Raw genomic sequence first — 21,294 nt, 5'->3', positions numbered from 1 at the left:
AAACGAAAGAAAGCTTTGAGCTTTTTTACTTATCTCACCTTTTCATCTACATACTCCATAAACTGCTCCGCTTTAATAAATCTTTCTTTGTACGCCTCAGGTACTTCTTCTACTGTTATCCCGCCACTCGATTTCGTTTTTACTAACACAGTTTGATATGACATTAATGCCTCCATATATTGTTCATACTCTTCAGGAGTTAGTACTTCTTTACTAGATTTATGGCCATTTAATTTATCAAAATACGGATGAAGCTCCATTACTACCTTTTTCAATTCCTCTTTTTTAGCTGGTGATAATTGATCGTAATCTATATTACCGTTCGAATCTCCGTACGCAAGCTTTGCACTAGTTAATTTTTTCATTTCTTTTGTAAACTCTTCATATTCCTTCGTACCCATTTCATCTTTCGCTTCTGATAATTTTGCATTAAAACGCATATACGTTTCTAATGTCATTGCTCCGGCATGTTTTTTTAAATTCTCAAAAGATCCGTATATACCATCCGCCATAATAGATTGATACGCAAAACCAGTCGTCGGGATTAAAAGAGCTGCTGCAAGCACTCCTGCAATAAGATGTTTCTTTCTCTTACGCCCTCCTTGATTCATTTTAATTTGAACGATTACTTTTTCTTTTAACTCCGGCGGGGCAACAATCCCCTTCGCTTCTTCTCGTATAGATTCTCTAACTCTACAATCTAAACTCATTTCACATTCCCTACCTCTCCTAAAAAGATTTCTTCTACTTGCTCTTTTTGACGTAGTTTCTTTAATGCCGAATGAATTCTAGATTTCACAGTACCAATTGGAATATGTAATATTTGTGCTACTTCTTCTTGTGAATAATCGTGTAAGTATCTTAAGATAATAACTTGTTTCAATTTATACGGTAATTTATGAATGAGTTCAATTAGTTTTTTGTTTGATATTTTACTTACAACATCGTTAGAAAAATCAATTTGTACTGGTTTTCTTTGCTCTTCTGCTTTTTTTATAATGCGTAGTCGCATCCACCTCTTTCTTCTATAAGAGTGAATTTGTTTAATCGCAAGTCCAATTAGCCAAGGACGAAATGGCTTCTCACTATCATACTTACGAAGCGATTCATATAGTTGTATGTATATTTCTTGAACGACATCATCTACATCTGTTTTATCTTCAATTAAAAAATGTGCTGTTTTATATACTTCTTGAATCGTTTTATCATACAATTCGCTATACGCTTCTTTATTTCCTGATAAAGTCAATTGGATTAAATTTGTATACACTGTTTCATCCTTCACATACCATCCCTCCTTTGTCCTACACTATATATTGGCAAGTAATTACTATTTCGTTCGATTTTTCAATTTTTTTTATATAAATTAATATAATGATTCAATCAGTTCATAAGCTTCACTTATAATCACACATAACTATTATATAATTTTCCAATTTCTAATGACGATTTAAAATGATTTATATAGTCAAATTTAGGAGGACATATAATGAAAGCTATCGTTGTAACGTCGTTCGGTGGTCCTGAAGTGATGAAATATACAGATGTGGATATACCCGCTATTTCAGAAGATCAAGTTTTAATTCGTGTTGTTGCTACTAGTGTGAATTTCGCCGATATTAAATCCCGTTATGGTAAAAAAGGAAATAAAGCACTACCTTTTATACCAGGGATAGATGCCGCTGGTATTGTAGAACGTGTCGGTTCTCAAGTGAAAAATATTCATCCTGGACAACGTGTCATTGCTTTTCCTCAAAATGGATCTTACGCAGAATACGTTGTCGCAAACGAAAACCTTACTTTCGTTTTACCTGATGAAGTCGATTTTCAAACTGCAGCTGCTTGTCCGATTGTATCTTTTACAAGCTATAATTTACTCGCAAATGTTGCAAGGCTTCAACAAGGCGAGTCTGTACTCATTCATGCTGCGGCTGGCGGAATTGGTACAACAGCTATTCAACTTGCAAAACGATTAGGGGCTGGAACCGTTATTGGTACTGTCGGAAGTGAAGTAAAAAGAAAAATAGCTTTAAATGCTGGAGCTGATTATGTTATTTGTCACCAAGATGAGGATTTTGTAAAGAAAGTCAACGAACTGACAAACGGTGAAGGGGTTGATGTAATTTTAGACTCTATTTCTGGAACGGTTTCAGAAAAAAGTTTAAATTGTCTCGCTTATTATGGTCGCCTCATTCATTTCGGTAATGCTAGCGGTGAAATTGGTAATTTCCAAACGAAAGATTTACACGCAAGTTGTCGCTCTATACTCGGTTTTAGCTTTGGCACTACACGAAAAAAACGTCCTGAACTACTCCAAGAAACTGCAAATGAAGTTTTCCGTTATTTACGTGATGGCAGTCTAAAAGTAAAAGCAACGAAATCTTTTCCGCTTCAAGATGCAGGGAAAGCACATGAATGGGTCGAAAGTAGAAAAAGTACAGGGAAAGTAATACTAACTGTTCAGTCCTCTTCCTGAAATGAATACTTGAAACCGAGGTGTCATTCATGGGATCACGAATTATGCATGCTATTATCGCTATCAAGATTGCCGAAAAACTATATATCCAAGATAAAACTTCTTTCATACTTGGAGGTGTAGCCCCTGATGCGGTTCATTCAGCAGAAGAAAAAGGAACTTCACACTTTTACGCTGGTACAACGAAAAACTATACGAGAAGGATAGATTTCAATTCTTTTTTTCAAAAATATAAAGCTCATATGGATTCCCCTTTTCTCTTAGGCTATTACACCCATCTCATTGCCGATGACAATTGGCTAAGCGGCTTTTTTCTACCTTGGCTAAAAAATAGAATCGAAAATGACGAAACGATCGCACCCCTGTACTATAACGATTTTAAATTATTAAATGCAAAGTTGCTTCATCATTACGATACAGAACAGCAACTCTTCTCTCTTCTCAACCAAGAGGCTCACATCATGGATATTGAAGAAGTTTCTAAAGAAAACGTTTTTTCTTTTCGAAAGTATCTTTTTGAAGATATGTTGTATCCGGAGCAAAATTTGCATGAAGACTTACAAGTGTTTACGTTTGACCAAATCGTTGGTTATATTGAGACAGCCATTGAAAAAGGCGTATTTTATATTAATCAATTCTCTAATGAAAAATCCACTTCAAACATGTAATCCCCCTCAATATATTTGAGGGGGATTTTCACATAGTAATATTACTATTTGTTCTTTTCCATAACCGCAAAATAATTCCCTTCGCTATCAGCAAAGTTAAATACTTTACCAGAAGGCATAGTTACCATTTCTCCAACAGTAACATTTTTATTTTTTAAATCTGCATATAATTGATCCAGATTTTCTGAGAAGAACATTAAGGACGGTGTACCAAGATTTAATTCTGGGCTCATTTTCGAAATAACTTCTTTATTATGTAGTATAATGCTCGTTTCAGCACCATTAGTCGGAGCGATTTCAATCCATCTCATTCCTTGCTTGTTATCTTCCTCTGCTACTACATGAAACCCTACCTTTTCCGTCCAAAAATTTACTGCCTCATCTTGATTATTTACATACAGCATAATTTGTCCAACTTTATGGATCATTTCATTTCCCCCTAATGGTTTTTTATATTCTATGTAGGTTTCCACAGGTGCTATCGTTATTCCTTTTGAGTTGGTATGTACTTCTTTGCAAAATTTATCGACTGACTCATCCCATCCAGTTCGTCAAAATAATCATTTCTTTCAATCATGTTATATCCGTCGAATCCAATTTCATCTAATACTTTGAAAAATATATCGAAATCCACTTCACCATTTCCTACTGCTACTTCTATATACTTACTTGAACGATCGCTTTTCACTTCTTTACAATCTTTAATATGAGTTTGTACTATATAATCTTTTAATAGTAATAAACTTTCTTCCGGATTTTCATTTACATCACTTATTAAATTTGCTGGGTCAAAGTTAACAGCTAGTCCTTTCGAGTTTACAGTTTCTAAAAATTGTTTTAATACTATTGTTTTTTCAGATCCCGTCTCAATAGCAAAGACTCCCCCAAGTTTGAATGCTAATTCCCCTATCTCATAACAAACCCGTATCATTTTATCATAGTACTCACTTTTTTCATCATCTGGAACTTTCCCAATATGAGCTGTTATTATCTTTGCTCCCAGCTCCAAACCTCTGTCAGTAATATATTTAATCTGATCTATTGCACTGTCAACTTCTGTTCCTGTAATTCCATTTTCTCCAAAACTAATTGCTAATGATGGAATCTTTATTCCATTAAAAGATAAGCTTTTCTTTAAAGCAGTCCATTCTACCACTGGAATATTAGCTAAGTTGAAGTTTTTATTCATAGCATATAATTGAATATATTCTAAATCCCATTCCCTTGCTTTTTGTATTCCTTCGTTTACTTCAATATGTTTCGTATTCAAAAACATTCCTAATTTCCTATCCATATATGTACCTTCTTTTTATTATTTCGCATCAATTTAATATTCGACTTTTTTTATATTACTTCCTTTTACATATGTTGATTTAAAAAATGATGATAGATACATTTTAATAACCATTAATAAACCTCCTTGTATTATTCAATTGCAAATAAAAAAAGACGTAACTACAAATAGTTACGCCTTCCCCATTATTTATCTAGGCTTTTTCTTCCCAGTAAATGCTGGTTTCTTTTTCTTTGGTGCTTTCGGTTTCGTTTCTACGAATGATCCGTTGAACATTTCTTGCTTCGTAAATACGATGCCTAGTTTTTTCGCAAATTGCAGTAATTTACGTTCTTCTTGTTCTGTTACAAGAGAAACTACTGTTCCTTCTTTACCCATACGTCCAGTACGTCCTGAGCGGTGAATGTATTGGTCTACTGTGTCTGGTAACTCTAAGTGAATTACATGTGTTAAATCATCAATATCGATACCGCGTGCTGCAATATCAGTAGCAAGGAGAATCTCTAGTTTCCCACCACGGAATGCACGCATCGTCGCTTCACGCTCTTGCTTACTTGCTTCTGAATGAAGAGCTGCTGCTTTCATTTTACGGAATTGCAATTTCTGAGTAATTTCATCTAAACGGAATGGGTCATTTAAGAAAGCAACTGCTTTTACATCGCCCATATGCATAATTCTTCTTACGTAATCATTTTTTTCGCGTCGCTCACAAATGATATACGTATGTTCAACTAAGCTTTTTGACTCTGCACGTGTTATACGCACTAATTGTGGTTCAACTGCTAAATCGCGTGCAGCATCTTCTGCCGCTTTTGTAATTGTCGCCGAGAAGAATACTAATTGACGATCTCGCATTGTAGATTTAATTACATCTTGTACTGCGCCCATCATCTTTTGTTTTACAATTTGATCAAACTCATCAAATACAATCGTTTTTACTTCATGCATCTTTAACTTTTTCATTCGAATTAATTCTAAAATACGTCCTGGTGAACCGACAATTACTCTCGGGTGTTTCTTTAATTTTTCAACTTGGCGCTTAATATCTGCACCACCAATTAAAGATGCCCCTGAAATTTCAGTTCCTGCTGTAAACTTTTGAACCTCTTCATGAATTTGCATGACAAGTTCACGTGTTGGCGCTAAAACAACAACTTGTGGCTGTTTTACTTCAGGATTAATTTTATGTAAAAGGGGTAATAAGTACGCTAATGTTTTTCCTGTTCCAGTTGGAGATTCAGCTATAACGTCTTGTCCTTCTAAAATAGTTGGAATCGCTTGTTTTTGAATTTCAGTTAATTCTTTAAAACCAGCCTTCTCCCAAGCTTCTTGTAAAAATGGTTGCATATCTTTTATCATTTGTTTTTCTCCTTTATCTCTATTTTTGAAGAAAATGCTGTATTGTTCGCACCGTTTCTATCATGTTTGAAATAACAGCTATTAAATCATCAACATGGTCTTCTGTAATCGCTTTTTGAAATAGAACCTCTACCTTATTATGATATGAAATCGCTTGCTTATTATATTCGTATGAAACTTTCTGCATAATCATTCTTTCTTTTCCCCATATAGAACGCATTAAAGTTTCAATTTCTTCGCATCCTACTTCTGGTTGTTCTAACGGGAATGAAAATGCTAGCTTCATTTCACAACCTGGTGTAAACTGAGGCACTTCTAGTATTTCACCAGACAAGTTCTTTGCATCCACAGATAATGAAAATGTTGCTTCTACTAATGGTTCAAACGGTTCTGTTAATTGAAATGAGATATGATATATACGACTTAATGAAGCAAGGTCCATCATATCTTTTCGATCTGTTACAAGAATATCTCCATGTAGATCAAAATCATACACAGCACCTTCTACGATTACTTTTAAATTGTCAAAAGCAGTTGGATCAAACATAATTTCCTCCAAAAAACAGGCGCCTTTCGATGGAAAGGCGCCACTTGATGTATATATAGTTTACAGATAAACGAGATGAATTACAACCTTTTAGAATAAACCTACTGCTTTTCCATCTTCATTTACATCCATTTGAAGTGCTGCTGGTTGTTTTGGAAGACCTGGCATTGTTAACATTGTACCTGTTAACGCAACGATAAAGCCTGCACCGATAGATGGTTTTAACTCACGAATTGTAACGATAAAGTCAGATGGACGACCTAATTTTGTTGCATCGTCAGAAAGAGAGTATTGAGTTTTCGCCATACAAACTGGTAGGTTACTCCAACCTTCTCCTTCATATTGAGCTAATTGCTTACGTGCTTTCGGAGCAAATTCAATATCTTTTGCGCCATATACTTTTTGAGCAATTGTACGAATTTTTTCTTCTAAGGGTAATTCTAACTCATAAAGTGGTGCGTAGTTGTTTTCACCTTTTTCGATTTCTTTTAGTACTTTTTCAGCAAGATCAACTCCGCCTTGGCCACCTTTCTCCCAAACTTCTGTTAAGGATACTGCATAGCCACGCTCATTACACCACTCTTGTAAGTATGTAACTTCTGCATCTGTATCTGTAATGAATTTATTAATTGCAATTACGAAAGGCACACCGAAGCTTTGAATTGTTTCAACATGCTTCTGTAAGTTTTCCATACCTTTTGCTAATGCATCTACATTTTCTTCTTTTAATTGATCTTTTGCAACGCCGCCATGCATTTTAAGCGCACGAATAGTCGCAACAATAACAACTGCTTCTGGTTTAATACCAGCTGCACGGGCTTTAATATCTAAAAACTTTTCAGCGCCTAAATCAGCACCGAATCCAGCTTCTGTAATAACATAATCACCTAATTTTGCTGCCATTGTCGTAGCGATAACACTGTTACAACCGTGAGCAATATTCGCAAATGGTCCACCATGAATAATAGCTGGTGTATTTTCTAACGTTTGTACTAAGTTTGGCTTTAATGCGTCTTTTAATAATAGCGTTAACGCACCTTCTACACCTAAATCTTTAACCGTTACAGGTTGATTTGCAAAGTTATAAGCAACTACGATGCGAGATAGACGTGCTTTTAAGTCTTGAATATCTGTTGCAAGGCAGAACACGGCCATAATTTCAGATGCTACTGTAATGTCAAAACCGTCTTCACGTGGTACACCTTGTACAGGTCCACCAAGACCAATTACTACATTACGAAGGGCACGATCATTTAAGTCAACACAGCGTTTCCAAACGATTTTACGCGTATCAATTCCAAGTGTGTTTCCTTGTTGGATATGATTATCAATAAACGCTGCTAATGCGTTATTGGCAGTTGTGATCGCATGGATATCTCCAGTAAAGTGAAGGTTAATGTCTTCCATTGGTACGACTTGTGAAAAACCGCCACCTGCTGCTCCACCTTTTAATCCCATCGTTGGTCCAAGAGATGGTTCACGAAGTGCAATTACTGTTTTCTTACCAATTTTATTAAAAGCTTGACCTAAACCAACTGTTACTGTTGATTTACCTTCTCCAGCTGGAGTTGGGTTAATCGCTGTTACTAAAACAACTTTACCGTCTTTCTCATCTTGTAAGCGCTTAAAAATATCAAGAGATAACTTACCTTTATAATGCCCGTATGGCTCTAATTCATCTTCTAAAATATTTAAATCAGCTGCAATTTCTTGAATCTTCTTCATACTCGCTTCTTGTGCGATTTCAATATCGGATTTCACTGTTGTAGTAGTTGTCATATACCCTAGTCCCCCTTTAATTGGTTCTGATGATATTGTATCAGTTTTTTGTATTTTCTGCACTTATTTACCTCCTAAAAATTCTTTCATTTCTTTATACGTTTTTTAACATAAATACCCATAAGAATGTTAACGATTGTTGTAACTCTGTAGGTAGTTGACCTAGCATCTTCTCATTTACTCCGCGCTTATATACGCCGATGCCATCTACAACTTCAAAACCTTGTTCTTTCGCTAACTGTTCAAATTCCCAAGGCATCATCGTATTACAAACAACGTCTTTTCCATACAAGCGAGGATAACTGTTCTCTCGTGGCTTTGCTGTCGGTCCTAAAATTGCAATACATGCATATCCATCTTTCTTTAACACACGCTTTATTTCATTTAACGCTCGTAATGGCTCTTCCGTCCATTCTAAAGAATTAATTGCCATAATTGATTCAAATTGCTCATTTTCAAATGGTAATGCAGAAAGATCTCCTTTTATAAAAGATAAATTTGGTCCCTCTCCGCGCTCCTTACCTTTTTGAATCATCACTTCCGATAAATCTACTCCCACTGCTTTATAGCCTGCGCGACTTAATTTATATGTACCGTAACCATCACCACAACCAACATCGAGCACTTGTGCTTCTTTCTTCACGTATTGTTCAAAAAACGGAATAATTGTACTTCTGCTCCCGCTATCCCACATTTCCTGACTATTTTGATTCCAAAACTCCGCACTACTATCCCATTTCTTCTCTGCTGATTCATGCCAATTAAATGTTGTCATACATTCCCCTACCTTCACGTATTATCATTCATTTCATTCTACATCATTTTCCAAAATTCCTGTTTTATCCCGCTTGCAGTAAGACACCTACCCCAAAATTCAATGGATGCGGACCAGTTAATGGGAGAGAATTGCTCATAAAAATCCAATTGTCGCTGGCTGATAATCAGTCGTGATGGACATACGAACGATGGAATACGTATTCTCCAATTTTTGCTTTACTTGGGTTTAACTCATACTCATGTTCTTCTCTTTATGTAAGATACTATAGGTACACCCAATTGAAAGAGAGGGATGTACATGCGAAGAAAGAGAAATCATCATTTTAAAAGTGGTGAAAAAAACGAAGAGTATGCAGCTGAAATATCACCAGCTGGCATACCAATTAGACATAAGCGTAAAGAAATTGCAAATGAAATAGAAGGTACAAATACCGGTGCAATGGTAGGCTATGTCGCTTTATTTCTTTCGTTATTCTCCATTGCTTTTTATCCCGTTACGCTCGGCTCCCTAGCAATTTTAGTTGGCCTATTAGCTGTCAATTTCGGAGCAAGAACACTTGGATATACAGCAATTGGTTTTGGTAGTTTTTCTGTTTTATTTACTTTACTTTATCCGCTTGCTTTGTCAGCGTTTTAAAAAAACACACCAAGTTATACTTGGTGTGTTCATTCATGATACAACATAATATGACCGCATCCACAACAATGTTTCGCTGTAATTTCTTGAAACACTGGATAATTTTCTTCATCTCGATGCTCAATAAATACTTTTTCAAATCGATACATATTTTGTGCATATGCCCAATCTTGTTTCGTACGTGCATACAAAGTTGAGGAAAAAAACTCCTTACCACCGCAAACGATACATGTATTCTTCATTACTACCCCTCCTATGCTTGTCTTACTTCATCTATATGAACATAAGCATAAGAAAAAGACCTTCTATTACTAGAAAGTCTTCTCTGAAACAAAAAGAAATGTACCAAACATTCCTACTCCGCTATATTCTTTTGAAACACCAGCTTCTGTTTTAAATGTTTGCTTTACAGTCATAAAGAATACACCATTTCGTGCATCTGTACTTTCAAATTGTAGTTTTTCTTTTTTACCATCTACATTTTGCGTGCATTCAAAACTACTCTCATTACAATTCAACGCATACTTATCCTCTACATACACTTTAAAATCTGATTCTTTCGGACAAGTTATAAGTAATATTGCCACGAGAATAATACTTATAATACCCACAATTGTATAATATTTCTTCATTTGTACTCCTTTCAAATGACAAGAAAACTTGACTTCATGCGCCAAGTTTTCTTAGTCAACAACCCATTGCCACTCTTGTTCTTTCTTATCAAAAATGAGCCAACCTGTTTCTGTTGCTTCCTCTTTCAATTCATCGATATTATCTAGCACCTCATCCGTACTTTCATACGAACCAACTACATATACCGGAATTTCAAGACCTCTTCTTGACTCAATCTTCCCTGCTAGATCTATGTAAAGACCATCTTCCATTAGTGGAATCAGCCCCATGATCAATTCTTTTGAAATTGCTGGGAAAATTTTTGATTTTTGGAAGAAAGAAAAACGTTTCTTACCGAAAGCACCGAGTTTATACGGAATGACTTTACTTAACATTCCTACAAAATCAGCAATTCTACGATAATACACTTTGTTGTACCATCCGTCATCATGTGAAAAATAAACAAATCGATTTTTCAACAGCGGAAAGAATGTTCTTGCAAGTGGTTCTTTTTTGTGAGCCAAATATAATAATTCTGCAATTTCTTTCGGCTCTAATTCATCTAAATCGCTTGCATCATCAAAATCTACCCAACAAAATTCATCAAATTCATCAATCTCTGCTTGAATTAACTTATGTATATTTTCTTCCTCAACATATTCAAATAAAGTATGATAATGAAAATCCGTCCATTCAAAGTTGTGCTTCAAAAGCAACACTTGATGAAGCGGTGAAGGGATGTTACTCGCAAACTCTTTAAACGTAATTCCTGATGTAATAAAACAATGACCTCGACGATTACCATTAATATATATCATATTCTTTACTTGGTCAGATCCTCCAGACAAAGCACCTAGCCACCTTCGTTTTATATGTTTCAATTCTATAGCATATTTTAACATGAAAAATTTTAGAAACATAGAAAAAACTTCAAAAACTATTTACAATTTCATGTGTTTTATTACATAGTGATTACAAGAAAAAACGCCTGCTCATAAGCAGGCGTTTTTAAAGGATTTCATCAGGGTTTTGAGGATGATGATTTCCCTCTTTCTTTTCTTCTTTTTGGAACATCGATTGAATTTTATCAATTGTTTGCGGAGCTAATTCAATCATTTTTTCTGCTAAATGTGTCGCATTTTGTAAATGAAGAATATTTACTCCATCTTTATTCACCACAAGAAATGCTACTGGTGTAATCGAAACACCACCCGCGCTACCGCCACCAAATGCAGCGTTACCGTTCGCTCTTTGTCCATCATTCGTTTGGAAATCAGAACCTCCTGCTCCAAAACCGAACGCTACTTTAGAAACCGTTAACACCACACCACCGTCAGCCGTTTGAACAGGCTCTCCAACAATCGTATTTACATCAACCATTTCTTTTAAATTTTCCATTGCTGCTTTCATTAACCCTTGAATTGGATGATCCACCGTTCATAACCTCCTTTGTCATATCTTTCCTAGTTTTTCCGAAAGTTTGTGAACTAAACATAAAATTTTATATTGATTTCAAAAAACTTAAGTTGTAATATTTAGAAAAATAAAAAAGAGGTCGATTCGTTATGATGCGAAAATTAACAAAGAAAGATCATGAACAAGTATTCGCTTATCTAAAAGAAGAAGCAGCCCTTAACTTGTTTATTATTGGAGATATTGAAGCTTTCGGTTATGACACAGATTTTCAAGAATTATGGGGAGTATTTAAAGAGAATGGAACATTAAAATCAATTCTACTCCGATTCCACGATTCATTTATACCCTATAGTAAAGAAGAATTTATTACCACTGATTATGAGGCACTTCTTTCCGCATATAAGCCACTTAAACTCTCTGGTAAGTCGACTATCGTAGAACAATTTGAAACTGCTTCAAATATACAACTAGGTACTAAAAATGAAATGTATTTTTGCGAATGTCTAAATGACAACAACTTACCTAGCACACCAATTCATGAAACAATTAAACTTGCCTCACTCGATGATATAGAACGAATTATGAAATTACGAAGTGACATCGCTGAATTTCCGACTACCAATGAATCAGAGAAAATATTAAGGCAGACTATCGAAACAAATACAGGACGCACATACTATATTGAAAAAGATGGCGTGATCATCGCATCCGCCTCTACTTCCGCTGAAAATTCATTATCCGCTATGGTAGGACAGGCGAGTTAATTCACCCGAGGCAGGACAAGCCTCACAAGGTCAAGCTGAATGGTTATCTATGACAGAAACAATATTCTCACAAGAGACCACTTTCTAGGTTACTCACAAGTAGCCTATGGAGGTGGTCTTTTTGTGCGTACTCAAGGGGGAAACTAAATGGCACTACTTAGATTTATGATTAAGGATTACCTAGAGGATAAAGAACTTAGCGGGCTAGCTCCTAGGACAATACAGAGCTATGGAGATACACTCAATGAGTTTTCTCGCTGGCTCGTTGTTGAGAAGGAGATCATTAACATCGAGGATATTACTCCACCAGTTATAAAGGGCTACCTCCTCTACTGTTCCAAGGAGAGAGGAAACACAGTGGTCACTCGTAATGGTAAGCTCCAGCACTTGAAGACATTCTTTAGGTACCTAGAGGATGAGGACATTATAGAGATCCGCAGCAATCCCACTAACAAGATTAAGCCGGCTAAGACGGACAAGACCATCAAGGTTTACTCCGATGAACAGATAAAGCAGATGCTTAGATACTACAGGAGGATGCGCTCTCGAGAAAACACGTTGTACAGCTACAGAGGTCATACCGTGATAGTCGTCCTCGCGGGTACAGGCATAAGACTAGGCGAGCTGGTATCCATGAGGTGGGATTCTGTGGATCTACTCAATAAGACTATCACTATCTTTGGGAAGAATCGCAAGAGCCTGTCTACTCCGTTAACGGATAAGGTAGCTCGGGAGTTGTACGAGTGGAGATTATTCTGCGAGAAGTACTACATTAAGTTGCCTGCTCATGTGTTTAATGACCACAGAGGTAACCCACTCACAGTGAACGCTGTCAAGTTAATGTTCACCAGATTGTCTTCACGCATGGGTTTCAAAACTACAGCTCACATGTTTAGGCATACCTATGCAAGTAACTGTTTAAGAGCTGGCATGGATATATACACCTTGAGTAAGCTGATGCATCACTCCCAAATAAGAACTACTGAGGTTTACCTACATGCTTTCGGTAACTCGTTAGCTGAATCAAACGATAAGTATAACCCACTTAATAGGTTCGACTTTTAAGGCAATATAAAAGAGCCCTGCTTCTAGTTTGGCGACCAGACAGGACTCTCTCACACAAAATAACTATGGAGTTATTTGCTCTTATTCTACTATCTCGTGGTGTAATCTGCAAGTATCTCCTATTCAGGAGGATAACTATGAAGGAACTACGAAAATACCAATCATTTAATTCTGTAACCGAGATGGACAAGTCTGTCCAGCAATACATTGAGAAGTACAATCTAAGCGAGCGTGATCTAACTGTGTTATGGAAGATTGCTAGTTATAGTTGTAAATTCGTTGGAGTCAGTTACCTTAAGACAGATACACTAGCAGATCTAACTGGATACGTGAGACGTACTGTACAGCGCTCCCTCAAGTCTTTAGCTGAGAAGGGAATCATCACAAGACACTCTCAGTATAAACCTGTTAAAGGTGGCTATAGTGCTTCTATAACGGTTATTAATCCATTCGAGAGTCATCTTGAGGAGTCACAATGCGAGGTAGCTGAGGAGCCTACTCCTGAGTGCATTGAGGAGTCACCAGCTCATACAGATACAATTATTTCTAAAACTAAAAGCTCTAATAATAAAACCTACGTAGCACACGAGTTAGGACTAGCTCACTTGGATGCTATTGGCGTACCTACTCAATTCTCTATAGCAGCATTACCTTATTTGGATGTACAAGCTGTTTATAAACTTTGGAGCAAAGTACAAATGGCTGCAAAAAAACATGCTCCTGATCTAGTTGACACTGTAGAGATCGCTGTCTCATCAGTACGAGCTAGTGTGCTTGCTAGCAAGGTTAAACGTGTACGTGATTTCACTGGCTACTTCTATGGAGTTCTGGCCCAGAAGTTATCTACTGCTCAGCGATCTCTTAAGTGTCGTCTGTTTAATTTCCTCCAGTAGCTATTACTGTGAGTAATAATCCCTGCTATCTGGTTGCTGTCCTCCCTCTTGTTCACCCTTGAGGTAGTTCTGTTTAGCTATGCTCGATGGGTTGCACCTATTGGCAACCAATCAAGTATATGCCAGTTAGCATGCTCGATAGTAGCACACGAGATAGAAACAGACTCTCAGATTGCTCTGTACAGGATTCTACGAGGGCGACTCTAGTGTTTTTGTACCTAATTAATCCATCTCACTTGTGCAAACCTCATGTGAGGTCTAGTGAGTTCCCCTTCTCAGAGTGAGTCTTGGAGGTTCATTTTAAACCCGAAGCAAATAAATCTAAAAAAGTTAAACAAAACGGTTGCGCAACTGTTTTATGCTATGCTAAGATAGATGCAACAGCAAGGAGGTGAACACATGCAGGAGAAACAACTCAGGTACTTCACACGAGTTATGAACGCCTACTCGCTGGAAAGCATTGAAGAGGCTCAAAGATTTTATAAACTGTTCAGCGCTCTCAAGTTGTTACCACAGAGTAAGCGTAAAGAACTCGTAGATATAGCCTTTGAGCGTATCAATGAAGGAAAGTCTATAGTAGATAAGTGAAACACAAATAGCCCTACCCAGTAGTAAACTTTGGCGAGTTCACTGGATAAGGCTACGCAATTCAGTCGAACCTATAAGGCTCTTTCCTCCCTATAGTATCATGAGCAGGAATAGCTGTAAAGGTTCGACCTCACGGGAGGCGAATAAGTTGAAACTTAAAGAGTGGGTTAAATCAACCTTGGTAGCTGGCGGCAGCATTACCTTTCTTTACGCAGTCGGTTACATCGTTTCACTCATGATTGTACACCTGTAAGTATTACCTATCTCGTGTAGATAAATAAAAACTAAAGGGAGAGATTATTTATGACAACAAACACTATTCAACCAACTAATTTAGATATCGCTATGGAGGAGATCGATACTCTAGTATCTAACTTCCAAGACTCACTATCTCGTATTACTAATAAAGTTTGCAAAGTAGATACATTCCAACTAGGCCTTACGTATGTAGTTATCTTACGGGCTGGCAAAATCTCTAAGACTCTTAGTTTTAATTTAAATGAATTAACTGAGGAGAACTTTTAACTCATGAAGTAATAACCCTCGAGCTGGCTCTCATTGAGTCGGCTCTTTTGCTTTCTTCCTCGGGGTTACCATTACGGTAATTGAAATTATAGTTTGTGCACTCGTTGAAACCAATTAGATAACTCTTGAGTTTGCTGTTTATCTAACACAAACCCCTTACTCATCCCCTTCGATTCAATTTCAATAGCGAGATGGTCATCTCTCATAGGACGAACTCTCAATAAATCTCCTCCACGATCAAACACCTCAGCCATCTCTCCATTACTTAAGATTCTCACAAACTCACGAGCTCTTCCAATCGAGAATATACAATGGACATAACGTTTGTATTCATCCTTAATTGTAAAATACATTGAACCTACGATAAACTCTACTTCTAGCGTTTGCCTTGAAATATCTTTGTATTTCAGCATAGGTATCATCTTATCACCACCTTCCAAATCTGATTATAGAGTAGTCAATCTAGAAATAAAATACCTTTTGTAAAGCTGGCTTACTGTGGTAATACCCAGATGTTACGACTATGCATTTTCTCTGTAAGGTTACATCCGAAAAGTTATAAAAAAAGAGATAGCATATTCTTTAAGTGATATTTTCTCACTCAGGAACGCTACCTCGGTATTTACTTTCTAGATATTAAAGAGTACTAACATAGCGAATGCTCCGTATAGTACAACCCATAGCAGAATCATCACTCTAAGTTTAAACTCCGTGTCTTCCTTCCTCATCGGCATTCATTCCTCACTCGTATACCTCTTGGTATAATTCATCGTATTCAGCTACTGAGATAAACTTCATGTCTAGTCCTACCATCTCAGTGTAATTCGTATTATATAGTTGGCTATAGAAGTCATAGACAAACTGGAGCTGGTCAGATACTTTCCCCTTAGCGCACTTAGAGAGGTGCTTCCTTTTCAGGACTTTCTCCCCAGCTTCTTCTCCCTTAAACTTAACTTTCACAGTATACAATACATGTAGTTTATCCATACGAGACTGCCTCCTATAGTTTTTCGTTAGCACCATCAAACAAGCTAAGCATCCAATCAGTATTAGAAGGATTCTCAGTGTTAGACTTACTCAATCGGTAACGTCTGTCTAGGCCTAACTGTTTCTCAATCTCAAGAAGCTCCTTTGTGAAGTCTTTATACTTGATAGATACGTTCTCAATTTGGTCAGCTCGTTGTACCTTGATGAGTGCAATAGCGTATCTCTCTGCATTGATCTTGTCTGTAGAGGTCGCTGAATCTCCTAGCTGTGCTAAGATGTCGCTCTCTGTCTTAGCAATCTGCTGAAGCTCTGCTTCTGTTAATGTAGCCTCAAAGTTCTGGCTACGTAGTCCGTGCTTCATAGCCGCATTAGGCTGTAAGTTTGCTAGAGAACGCTTCTTTGCTTCCTCGTCTTTCCACTCCATAGGCTGTCCTTTCATTCCTTTACCCATTATAGTTTCCTCCCTCTTGAGCCAATCCCTAGACCAGCTACATAGTTTCTATAGAATTGTTCGTCCTCGCTTAGTGATTCGTTAAACAGTTCCGCTCCCTTGACTTGTGGGAAAGCTACTAGGCTAACTTCACGTAAACGTGTAGGCTTACCGGTAGTGTCTGTGTAGAATGACACGGAGACCTTCTTCATAAGTCCCTTGTCTACTCGTTCCTTTACCTTCTCGTCAATGATACGTAGCTTACCTAAGAGTTGGCCACCCTGTGCAGATACGCTCTCTAAGAAGCCTACAGTGTCCTTTGCGCTCTCACTGTGGTCTAACTGGACTGGTACATTGTCAGCCTTGTTAAACGAGTTAGCAAGGGTATGTAAGTCTTGCTTTGTATATGGTTTACCTCGGTGAGTTCCCTCCAAAAATAGTACAGCATCTTTGAGTAAGTCTCCCCCAGTGATTGAGCCTTCATTGAATTTTTCTATCATGGTTGTCCTGCCTCCTGGTAAATAAAAATAGGGAGCCAGCCAATAGCCGACCCCCAGTGTTAAGCTATTAAGCTTTGATATTCTTAAGTAAGTAAACTGCTTTCGGATCTGTTACGTAAGCTGTAGTGAAACGGCTCACACGTAAGATCGTAGTAGAGTCTTCCTCTTGGTTATACGTATGAGACTTCAATGGCTCCGCATCGGCGATGTCTCCAAGGATTCCACGTTGTAACATTAACACTTGGTCATCACTATAGTTCTCATCAACGATAACGTCCAACCCTAAGAAGTTACCAATGTAGCCGTTTAGTAAAGCGATATCTGTGTTGTTCTCACGTAGAGCATCACGAATACCTTTATTCTTCAAGAACAGTGCTTCCGTCTCTGTAGAGATAACCATCGTATCAAGAGAATAGCCAAACTTCTTAGCTGAAGCCTTAGCGTCAATGATATCGCTAATCATTTTGTCAGCGCCTAGAGTGGCATTATCCCAAGTTTCGTCTCCTGCTGCACCCGTCTTTGTGCGTCCTCCAATGTTAGGCTCAGAGTGAATCTTGTCGTAAGCCATAGTGTTAACCATAGCCACTACTGAGTTAGACAATTTAAGGAAGATTCGTTCGAATACGCCTGTTTGTCCCCACTTTTGCATTTCATAAGAGACAGCTGCCTCTAAGCCGTACTTACGGATCATCTCAATCTTAGCTACTTCTGATAAGCCGATACGCTTGTAGCTAGATCCTTCACCTACCTCAGGGACTTCTTCATAGTTGTAACGTCCTTGTGAGTCTACGTCAGCGTCCTTGAAGTATTTAACCGCTAAAGCATCCGCACTCACTTTCATAAATAGAGAGTCAGCAATGAAGCGTTTCTCTGTTAGATGTTTGAATCGTGCATCCAAGAATGCTTTCTTTAGTAAAGGGTGTTGTCCTAAAGTTAAATCTGCCATATAGTATATTCCTCCTGTAGCTACCTCTTAGGGTGCTATGTATATTTGTCTTCTTTAGCTGAGAAGCTGGGAGAGTACCACCCCGAGAACGACAAATAAGCCACCTAGTTAGGCGACCTCAATGTTCTGTATTGATAGAGAACAATTACTCTCCAAAATATTTATCGAATGCTTTCTTGAACTCCTCGAAGTCCTTATCCACTTTAGCGGACACTTTAGCGACCTCATCGTAATACGCTTGTGCATACTCGACAGGAATTTGACCGTCCTCACCAAGTACTCCCTTTTCCTTAGCTAATCTCTTTAGCTTTGGCATATGGTTTCCTAACATGAGGTTGTCTTTCATGGCCACTCTGTGAGCAAACATGTCTCTCACATGACTTAACTTGAGGACGATTTCTTGTTGGCTTGCATCTAACTTGGCTGATTTCTTCATTGTCCTACCTCCTAGAATCGTTATGGAAAACTTGTTTGAATATGTATAGTGAGTAAGATAACTCCTGAGGCTCCACCTCTAGGGCTTCAGCGCCTTAGGAGTCAGCGTTCTCGTTATTGATTTAAATAAGCTTGTACCACTTGAGCCGAACCCATTGAGAAGTCGAACGATCCTTCAATCCATCTCCTAACAGTCGTCTTACTAAAGCCAATCTTATTAGCAAAGAACACAATAGGTGTTCCGTAGTGCTCCTGTTGAGCTTTCCACCGAGTCCGCAACTCATCGTTTAATTCTTGTTTGCTAATCATATTTGTTTCCCCCTCTTCTATTCGTAATAGTTAACGCTATATGGTAATGCAAGTTAGTATACTTAAAAAAATAGGATTACCCTACTCAGTCCCCACTGAATAGAATAACCCTCACTGTCTGCCTCACTAGTTCCCCAACTAGCTTGTACAGAAGAAGCTATATATCTCAGGAGGATATACAGGTTCGTATGTAACCCCTCAGGAGGGTCATATACATGTCAGATTTAATCTTAGAGCAACACCCTGATAGATCGCAGCTATCAAGGTGTTACAATCAAGAGATTATTTGGAGTTACACTCCCTGTAGTTTGCCAGCTCCTTAGCAATCAGTGGTGGTGATACTTGAGGGAGAATGACACCCTACAGGCAATGTAACTAAGGGGTGCCGACTCAAGGGTTTTCCGTTCCGCAAGAGTCAGCTAGAATGAACAATGAAATCACACATGGAAGGAGGGAAGGAACCCTCATGAGATAGCCGAAACAGGAGACCCCTCAGAAACCACGAATCAGCTACCTCATGAGAATACCTAATTAATTGCTTCATATATAAAGTAGCAACCTAGCTAATTAACTTCCTACATATATAGTAGTGATTGTGTTACTTGTCTATACATGTACATACTAAAAGAGAACCAACTTCTATTGAGCCAGCTCCCTCAGGTATTTCCCTATTGTGACCATATCATCGTACCCCATTGTTTCGCTTCCTCTTAGCCAACCATTGAAGACTTTCACGTTAACTCCTGTCTTCTCAGGGATGAAACTAAACGGATCTGATGCTAATCCGATTGTTCCTATCAGTCTCCATGTTAGTTTTCTAGTGTACTCTTCATAATCTGGAGTTATTATTCTAAAGTCCTCATATGCCTTATTAGACTGGCTCACTTGATCCTCCTGAGGTGGTTCAAACACTTTGAGTACTTCTGCCGTAGTTACTTTAGGGTTAGCTGGCACTAATACACCTGCTTCCTCGCAAGCACTAGACCAGTTGCCAAAGAGTCTACAGCCAGCACTATACAGAGAACGATTAGTTTTCTGTATAGATCCACCTCCAAAGTTAACTCCTTGAGTTTCTAACTCCTGTATCTTCTTAAGAATTAATTCCTTACTCCATTTGATTCTGCTCATTAGCATTCCTCCTTAATAGTCCATCTGTAAGTCTGTACCGGTATAGGTGTAACCTTGGAGATCGCATCTTCTAGGCTTTCAAAATAGCATCTAATGGCGTTATACAAACGAGGACGGTCTCTCATTAGTCCTGCCTCGGTTATATTTTTACCGTAGTATTTCAATTCAGCTAGTACTTCTAGGATTGTTTCTCTTGAGTAAATGTTCATTGGGTTTCCTCCTTGGGGTTATAGGTTAGGGGTGTTACTTTCGAGGCATTACGAGGTATCGTCACTTTTTGAAGTTTTCACGTGTGAAGCTTGCCAACTCGATAGCTTCAGCAAGCTCCTTTATGTTTGGCGTTCTCAGTTTCTTACTTACAAGTAGGGGATTCAAGATAATCAATTTCTTAGCGGAACTAATCTCCATGAGTAAGCCTGCTCTGATTAACTTAGGGATAGCTCTCTTAGCGAAATCAGCCGAGCAACCAACCGAGGGAGCAACATGTTTCCGACTCCATATATTTAACTCTGATACTTTCACCTCATGAGGGTTGTCCACTAGTACGTGTAGATCGTAATGGAAGTGACCAAGTAGTTTGAAGAAGAGTCCTAACTCCGAGAAGGAAATCTTTTTGGCTACCTCGAGTAACTTACCTTTGTATACCTTTGTAAACAAGTCTTTACCCTCGTAGCTGCCTACATTGAAGAACTGTTCTCCTAGTGAGATGGTTGTGTTGCGACCTTTCTTAGTTCTAACGATAAGACTTAACTTTTCCAGTTCTGCTAGGATAATGTTTGTTGCTCTAGGTGTCTTCCCTAGTAGATCTGCTAGTTTGCTAACTGAAAGCAACTCAGATTCTTTACCTTCCTCACGGTAATATAAAGATCCGTTCTCACCCAGCTTGGCAAACCCTAATAGGAACATCATCACTCCTGAGTTTTCTAATGACAAGTATTCATTCACTTCTTTTATCTCCTCTCTCACCATAGTGAACTGGCGGTTGCCTTCCTTGTAATTATCCTTAGGTTTTCCTTTTCGTGCTTCCTTCTGAGCGGGTGAAATAACGTCAGCTCCTAGTAATATCGCTTCCTTTACAGACATTCCTCTTAGTTCGTCAATCGTTAGTGGTGTACTCATTCGTTTCTCCCTCCGGTGTTTTTTATTGACAAGACAGTTA

General features: G+C 38.0%; 29 protein-coding genes and 1 pseudogene. 8 read left to right on the top strand and 22 right to left on the bottom strand.

What is annotated here, in order from left to right:
• Nucleotides 1-29: 29 nt before the first annotated feature.
• Nucleotides 30-710, bottom strand: a complete 681-nt coding sequence (locus ASE54_RS03840) for a DUF3600 domain-containing protein (RefSeq protein ID WP_000050700.1) — start codon at nucleotides 708-710, stop codon at nucleotides 30-32.
• Nucleotides 707-1,285: a sigma-70 family RNA polymerase sigma factor gene (locus ASE54_RS03835; protein ID WP_000651123.1), complete on the bottom strand. Its 579-nt coding sequence runs from the start codon at nucleotides 1,283-1,285 to the stop codon at nucleotides 707-709. Before ASE54_RS03835 ends, ASE54_RS03840 begins: the two co-directional genes overlap by 4 nt.
• 204 nt (nucleotides 1,286-1,489) lie before the next feature.
• On the opposite strand from ASE54_RS03835, the gene ASE54_RS03830 reads away from it, so the two are divergent.
• Nucleotides 1,490-2,476 carry a quinone oxidoreductase gene (locus ASE54_RS03830; RefSeq protein WP_000644643.1) on the top strand — a complete coding sequence of 329 codons (987 nt, stop codon included), beginning with the start codon at nucleotides 1,490-1,492 and terminating at the stop codon, nucleotides 2,474-2,476.
• 29 nt (nucleotides 2,477-2,505) lie between these two features.
• Nucleotides 2,506-3,144, top strand: coding sequence for a zinc dependent phospholipase C family protein (locus ASE54_RS03825; protein ID WP_000535582.1), 639 nt, complete (start codon nucleotides 2,506-2,508; stop codon nucleotides 3,142-3,144).
• 44 nt (nucleotides 3,145-3,188) lie between these two features.
• Here ASE54_RS03825 and ASE54_RS03820 read toward each other — a convergent pair whose 3' ends face one another.
• From ASE54_RS03820 to ASE54_RS03795, 6 genes are all read right to left on the bottom strand, one after another.
• Complete coding sequence (locus tag ASE54_RS03820) at nucleotides 3,189-3,572, bottom strand: VOC family protein (protein WP_000581472.1); 384 nt, start codon at nucleotides 3,570-3,572, stop codon at nucleotides 3,189-3,191.
• 56 nt (nucleotides 3,573-3,628) lie between these two features.
• Nucleotides 3,629-4,438 (bottom strand): sugar phosphate isomerase/epimerase family protein, encoded by an 810-nt coding sequence (locus ASE54_RS03815; protein ID WP_000375201.1) that lies wholly within the window; start codon nucleotides 4,436-4,438, stop codon nucleotides 3,629-3,631.
• 189 nt (nucleotides 4,439-4,627) lie between these two features.
• Complete coding sequence (locus ASE54_RS03810) at nucleotides 4,628-5,797, bottom strand: DEAD/DEAH box helicase (protein WP_000588600.1); 1,170 nt, start codon at nucleotides 5,795-5,797, stop codon at nucleotides 4,628-4,630.
• 19 nt (nucleotides 5,798-5,816) lie between these two features.
• A complete protein-coding gene (locus tag ASE54_RS03805; protein WP_000460217.1) occupies nucleotides 5,817-6,344 on the bottom strand; it encodes a hypothetical protein in 528 nt (175 codons plus the stop codon).
• 90 nt (nucleotides 6,345-6,434) lie between these two features.
• On the bottom strand, nucleotides 6,435-8,123 hold the full coding sequence (locus ASE54_RS03800) for a formate--tetrahydrofolate ligase (protein WP_014482011.1): 1,689 nt from the start codon (nucleotides 8,121-8,123) through the stop codon (nucleotides 6,435-6,437).
• Between the two features lie 94 nt (nucleotides 8,124-8,217).
• Nucleotides 8,218-8,898 carry a class I SAM-dependent methyltransferase gene (locus tag ASE54_RS03795; protein ID WP_000206579.1) on the bottom strand — a complete coding sequence of 227 codons (681 nt, stop codon included), beginning with the start codon at nucleotides 8,896-8,898 and terminating at the stop codon, nucleotides 8,218-8,220.
• Between the two features lie 300 nt (nucleotides 8,899-9,198).
• On the opposite strand from ASE54_RS03795, the gene ASE54_RS03790 reads away from it, so the two are divergent.
• The gene (locus ASE54_RS03790; RefSeq protein ID WP_001253201.1) at nucleotides 9,199-9,537 is read left to right on the top strand and encodes a hypothetical protein; all 339 of its coding nucleotides are present in this window, start codon (nucleotides 9,199-9,201) and stop codon (nucleotides 9,535-9,537) included.
• 29 nt (nucleotides 9,538-9,566) lie between these two features.
• Here ASE54_RS03790 and ASE54_RS03785 read toward each other — a convergent pair whose 3' ends face one another.
• From ASE54_RS03785 to ytfJ, 4 genes are all read right to left on the bottom strand, one after another.
• Nucleotides 9,567-9,779: a hypothetical protein gene (locus tag ASE54_RS03785; RefSeq protein WP_000798749.1), complete on the bottom strand. Its 213-nt coding sequence runs from the start codon at nucleotides 9,777-9,779 to the stop codon at nucleotides 9,567-9,569.
• Nucleotides 9,780-9,848: 69 nt separating this feature from the next.
• Nucleotides 9,849-10,169, bottom strand: coding sequence for a hypothetical protein (locus ASE54_RS03780; protein ID WP_000761171.1), 321 nt, complete (start codon nucleotides 10,167-10,169; stop codon nucleotides 9,849-9,851).
• A gap of 51 nt (nucleotides 10,170-10,220) precedes the next feature.
• Nucleotides 10,221-10,997: an oxalate:formate antiporter gene (locus ASE54_RS03775; protein WP_000014087.1), complete on the bottom strand. Its 777-nt coding sequence runs from the start codon at nucleotides 10,995-10,997 to the stop codon at nucleotides 10,221-10,223.
• A 160-nt stretch (nucleotides 10,998-11,157) separates the two neighbouring features.
• Nucleotides 11,158-11,583 carry a GerW family sporulation protein gene (gene ytfJ / locus ASE54_RS03770; protein ID WP_000349986.1) on the bottom strand — a complete coding sequence of 142 codons (426 nt, stop codon included), beginning with the start codon at nucleotides 11,581-11,583 and terminating at the stop codon, nucleotides 11,158-11,160.
• Nucleotides 11,584-11,714: 131 nt separating this feature from the next.
• Here ytfJ and ASE54_RS03765 point away from each other — a divergent pair.
• From ASE54_RS03765 to ASE54_RS03745, 5 genes and pseudogenes are all read left to right on the top strand, one after another.
• Nucleotides 11,715-12,314 (top strand): annotated as a pseudogene (locus ASE54_RS03765) (GNAT family N-acetyltransferase); the annotation flags it as partial.
• Between the two features lie 162 nt (nucleotides 12,315-12,476).
• Entirely contained in the window at nucleotides 12,477-13,394 is a 918-nt protein-coding gene (locus tag ASE54_RS03760) for a tyrosine-type recombinase/integrase (RefSeq protein ID WP_001196722.1), read from the top strand.
• Between the two features lie 137 nt (nucleotides 13,395-13,531).
• Nucleotides 13,532-14,287, top strand: a complete 756-nt coding sequence (locus tag ASE54_RS03755; protein ID WP_000661518.1) for a helix-turn-helix domain-containing protein — start codon at nucleotides 13,532-13,534, stop codon at nucleotides 14,285-14,287.
• 399 nt (nucleotides 14,288-14,686) lie between these two features.
• Nucleotides 14,687-14,875: a hypothetical protein gene (locus ASE54_RS03750; RefSeq protein WP_001156721.1), complete on the top strand. Its 189-nt coding sequence runs from the start codon at nucleotides 14,687-14,689 to the stop codon at nucleotides 14,873-14,875.
• A gap of 303 nt (nucleotides 14,876-15,178) precedes the next feature.
• Nucleotides 15,179-15,400 (top strand): hypothetical protein, encoded by a 222-nt coding sequence (locus ASE54_RS03745; protein ID WP_000210746.1) that lies wholly within the window; start codon nucleotides 15,179-15,181, stop codon nucleotides 15,398-15,400.
• Nucleotides 15,401-15,486: 86 nt separating this feature from the next.
• Here the strand turns inward: ASE54_RS03745 and ASE54_RS03740 are convergent, their stop codons facing one another.
• From ASE54_RS03740 to ASE54_RS03695, 10 genes are all read right to left on the bottom strand, one after another.
• Nucleotides 15,487-15,822, bottom strand: a complete 336-nt coding sequence (locus ASE54_RS03740; protein WP_000612710.1) for a hypothetical protein — start codon at nucleotides 15,820-15,822, stop codon at nucleotides 15,487-15,489.
• A 319-nt stretch (nucleotides 15,823-16,141) separates the two neighbouring features.
• Nucleotides 16,142-16,387, bottom strand: a complete 246-nt coding sequence (locus ASE54_RS03735) for a hypothetical protein (protein WP_000359324.1) — start codon at nucleotides 16,385-16,387, stop codon at nucleotides 16,142-16,144.
• Between the two features lie 13 nt (nucleotides 16,388-16,400).
• Nucleotides 16,401-16,826, bottom strand: coding sequence for a hypothetical protein (locus ASE54_RS03730; RefSeq protein ID WP_226790182.1), 426 nt, complete (start codon nucleotides 16,824-16,826; stop codon nucleotides 16,401-16,403).
• 11 nt (nucleotides 16,827-16,837) lie between these two features.
• Nucleotides 16,838-17,317, bottom strand: a complete 480-nt coding sequence (locus tag ASE54_RS03725) for a hypothetical protein (RefSeq protein ID WP_000570350.1) — start codon at nucleotides 17,315-17,317, stop codon at nucleotides 16,838-16,840.
• 67 nt (nucleotides 17,318-17,384) lie between these two features.
• Nucleotides 17,385-18,263 carry a hypothetical protein gene (locus tag ASE54_RS03720; protein ID WP_000774583.1) on the bottom strand — a complete coding sequence of 293 codons (879 nt, stop codon included), beginning with the start codon at nucleotides 18,261-18,263 and terminating at the stop codon, nucleotides 17,385-17,387.
• A 145-nt stretch (nucleotides 18,264-18,408) separates the two neighbouring features.
• Nucleotides 18,409-18,699 carry a hypothetical protein gene (locus tag ASE54_RS03715; RefSeq protein ID WP_000747852.1) on the bottom strand — a complete coding sequence of 97 codons (291 nt, stop codon included), beginning with the start codon at nucleotides 18,697-18,699 and terminating at the stop codon, nucleotides 18,409-18,411.
• A 113-nt stretch (nucleotides 18,700-18,812) separates the two neighbouring features.
• On the bottom strand, nucleotides 18,813-19,007 hold the full coding sequence (locus ASE54_RS03710) for a hypothetical protein (protein WP_000624047.1): 195 nt from the start codon (nucleotides 19,005-19,007) through the stop codon (nucleotides 18,813-18,815).
• Between the two features lie 639 nt (nucleotides 19,008-19,646).
• Entirely contained in the window at nucleotides 19,647-20,135 is a 489-nt protein-coding gene (locus ASE54_RS03705) for a hypothetical protein (RefSeq protein WP_000086792.1), read from the bottom strand.
• On the bottom strand, nucleotides 20,135-20,344 hold the full coding sequence (locus ASE54_RS03700; protein WP_001029000.1) for a hypothetical protein: 210 nt from the start codon (nucleotides 20,342-20,344) through the stop codon (nucleotides 20,135-20,137). Before ASE54_RS03700 ends, ASE54_RS03705 begins: the two co-directional genes overlap by 1 nt.
• 61 nt (nucleotides 20,345-20,405) lie before the next feature.
• A complete protein-coding gene (locus ASE54_RS03695; RefSeq protein ID WP_000106779.1) occupies nucleotides 20,406-21,254 on the bottom strand; it encodes a hypothetical protein in 849 nt (282 codons plus the stop codon).
• Nucleotides 21,255-21,294: the final 40 nt, after the last annotated feature.

Origin of the sequence: Bacillus sp. Root131 (assembly GCF_001429475.1) — a bacterium.
In the GTDB taxonomy this organism is placed as follows: Bacteria; Bacillota; Bacilli; order Bacillales; family Bacillaceae_G; genus Bacillus_A; species Bacillus_A thuringiensis_S.
This window is presented reverse-complemented; position numbering and strand designations above follow the sequence as displayed.

Bases quoted from the DNA above. Each gene is read 5' to 3' on its own strand.
- ASE54_RS03840 (WP_000050700.1), bottom strand. From the start codon at position 710: ATGAGTTTAGATTGTAGAGTTAGAGAATCTATACGAGAAGAAGCGAAG.
- ASE54_RS03830 (WP_000644643.1), top strand. From the start codon at position 1,490: ATGAAAGCTATCGTTGTAACGTCGTTCGGTGGTCCTGAAGTGATGAAA.
- ASE54_RS03825 (WP_000535582.1), top strand. From the start codon at position 2,506: ATGGGATCACGAATTATGCATGCTATTATCGCTATCAAGATTGCCGAA.
- ASE54_RS03820 (WP_000581472.1), bottom strand. From the start codon at position 3,572: ATGATCCATAAAGTTGGACAAATTATGCTGTATGTAAATAATCAAGAT.
- ASE54_RS03815 (WP_000375201.1), bottom strand. From the start codon at position 4,438: ATGGATAGGAAATTAGGAATGTTTTTGAATACGAAACATATTGAAGTA.
- ASE54_RS03810 (WP_000588600.1), bottom strand. From the start codon at position 5,797: ATGATAAAAGATATGCAACCATTTTTACAAGAAGCTTGGGAGAAGGCT.
- ASE54_RS03805 (WP_000460217.1), bottom strand. From the start codon at position 6,344: ATGTTTGATCCAACTGCTTTTGACAATTTAAAAGTAATCGTAGAAGGT.
- ASE54_RS03800 (WP_014482011.1), bottom strand. From the start codon at position 8,123: ATGACAACTACTACAACAGTGAAATCCGATATTGAAATCGCACAAGAA.
- ASE54_RS03795 (WP_000206579.1), bottom strand. From the start codon at position 8,898: ATGACAACATTTAATTGGCATGAATCAGCAGAGAAGAAATGGGATAGT.
- ASE54_RS03790 (WP_001253201.1), top strand. From the start codon at position 9,199: ATGCGAAGAAAGAGAAATCATCATTTTAAAAGTGGTGAAAAAAACGAA.
- ASE54_RS03785 (WP_000798749.1), bottom strand. From the start codon at position 9,779: ATGAAGAATACATGTATCGTTTGCGGTGGTAAGGAGTTTTTTTCCTCA.
- ASE54_RS03780 (WP_000761171.1), bottom strand. From the start codon at position 10,169: ATGAAGAAATATTATACAATTGTGGGTATTATAAGTATTATTCTCGTG.
- ASE54_RS03760 (WP_001196722.1), top strand. From the start codon at position 12,477: ATGGCACTACTTAGATTTATGATTAAGGATTACCTAGAGGATAAAGAA.
- ASE54_RS03755 (WP_000661518.1), top strand. From the start codon at position 13,532: ATGAAGGAACTACGAAAATACCAATCATTTAATTCTGTAACCGAGATG.
- ASE54_RS03750 (WP_001156721.1), top strand. From the start codon at position 14,687: ATGCAGGAGAAACAACTCAGGTACTTCACACGAGTTATGAACGCCTAC.
- ASE54_RS03745 (WP_000210746.1), top strand. From the start codon at position 15,179: ATGACAACAAACACTATTCAACCAACTAATTTAGATATCGCTATGGAG.
- ASE54_RS03740 (WP_000612710.1), bottom strand. From the start codon at position 15,822: ATGATACCTATGCTGAAATACAAAGATATTTCAAGGCAAACGCTAGAA.
- ASE54_RS03735 (WP_000359324.1), bottom strand. From the start codon at position 16,387: ATGGATAAACTACATGTATTGTATACTGTGAAAGTTAAGTTTAAGGGA.
- ASE54_RS03730 (WP_226790182.1), bottom strand. From the start codon at position 16,826: ATGAAAGGACAGCCTATGGAGTGGAAAGACGAGGAAGCAAAGAAGCGT.
- ASE54_RS03725 (WP_000570350.1), bottom strand. From the start codon at position 17,317: ATGATAGAAAAATTCAATGAAGGCTCAATCACTGGGGGAGACTTACTC.
- ASE54_RS03720 (WP_000774583.1), bottom strand. From the start codon at position 18,263: ATGGCAGATTTAACTTTAGGACAACACCCTTTACTAAAGAAAGCATTC.
- ASE54_RS03715 (WP_000747852.1), bottom strand. From the start codon at position 18,699: ATGAAGAAATCAGCCAAGTTAGATGCAAGCCAACAAGAAATCGTCCTC.
- ASE54_RS03710 (WP_000624047.1), bottom strand. From the start codon at position 19,007: ATGATTAGCAAACAAGAATTAAACGATGAGTTGCGGACTCGGTGGAAA.
- ASE54_RS03705 (WP_000086792.1), bottom strand. From the start codon at position 20,135: ATGAGCAGAATCAAATGGAGTAAGGAATTAATTCTTAAGAAGATACAG.
- ASE54_RS03700 (WP_001029000.1), bottom strand. From the start codon at position 20,344: ATGAACATTTACTCAAGAGAAACAATCCTAGAAGTACTAGCTGAATTG.
- ASE54_RS03695 (WP_000106779.1), bottom strand. From the start codon at position 21,254: ATGAGTACACCACTAACGATTGACGAACTAAGAGGAATGTCTGTAAAG.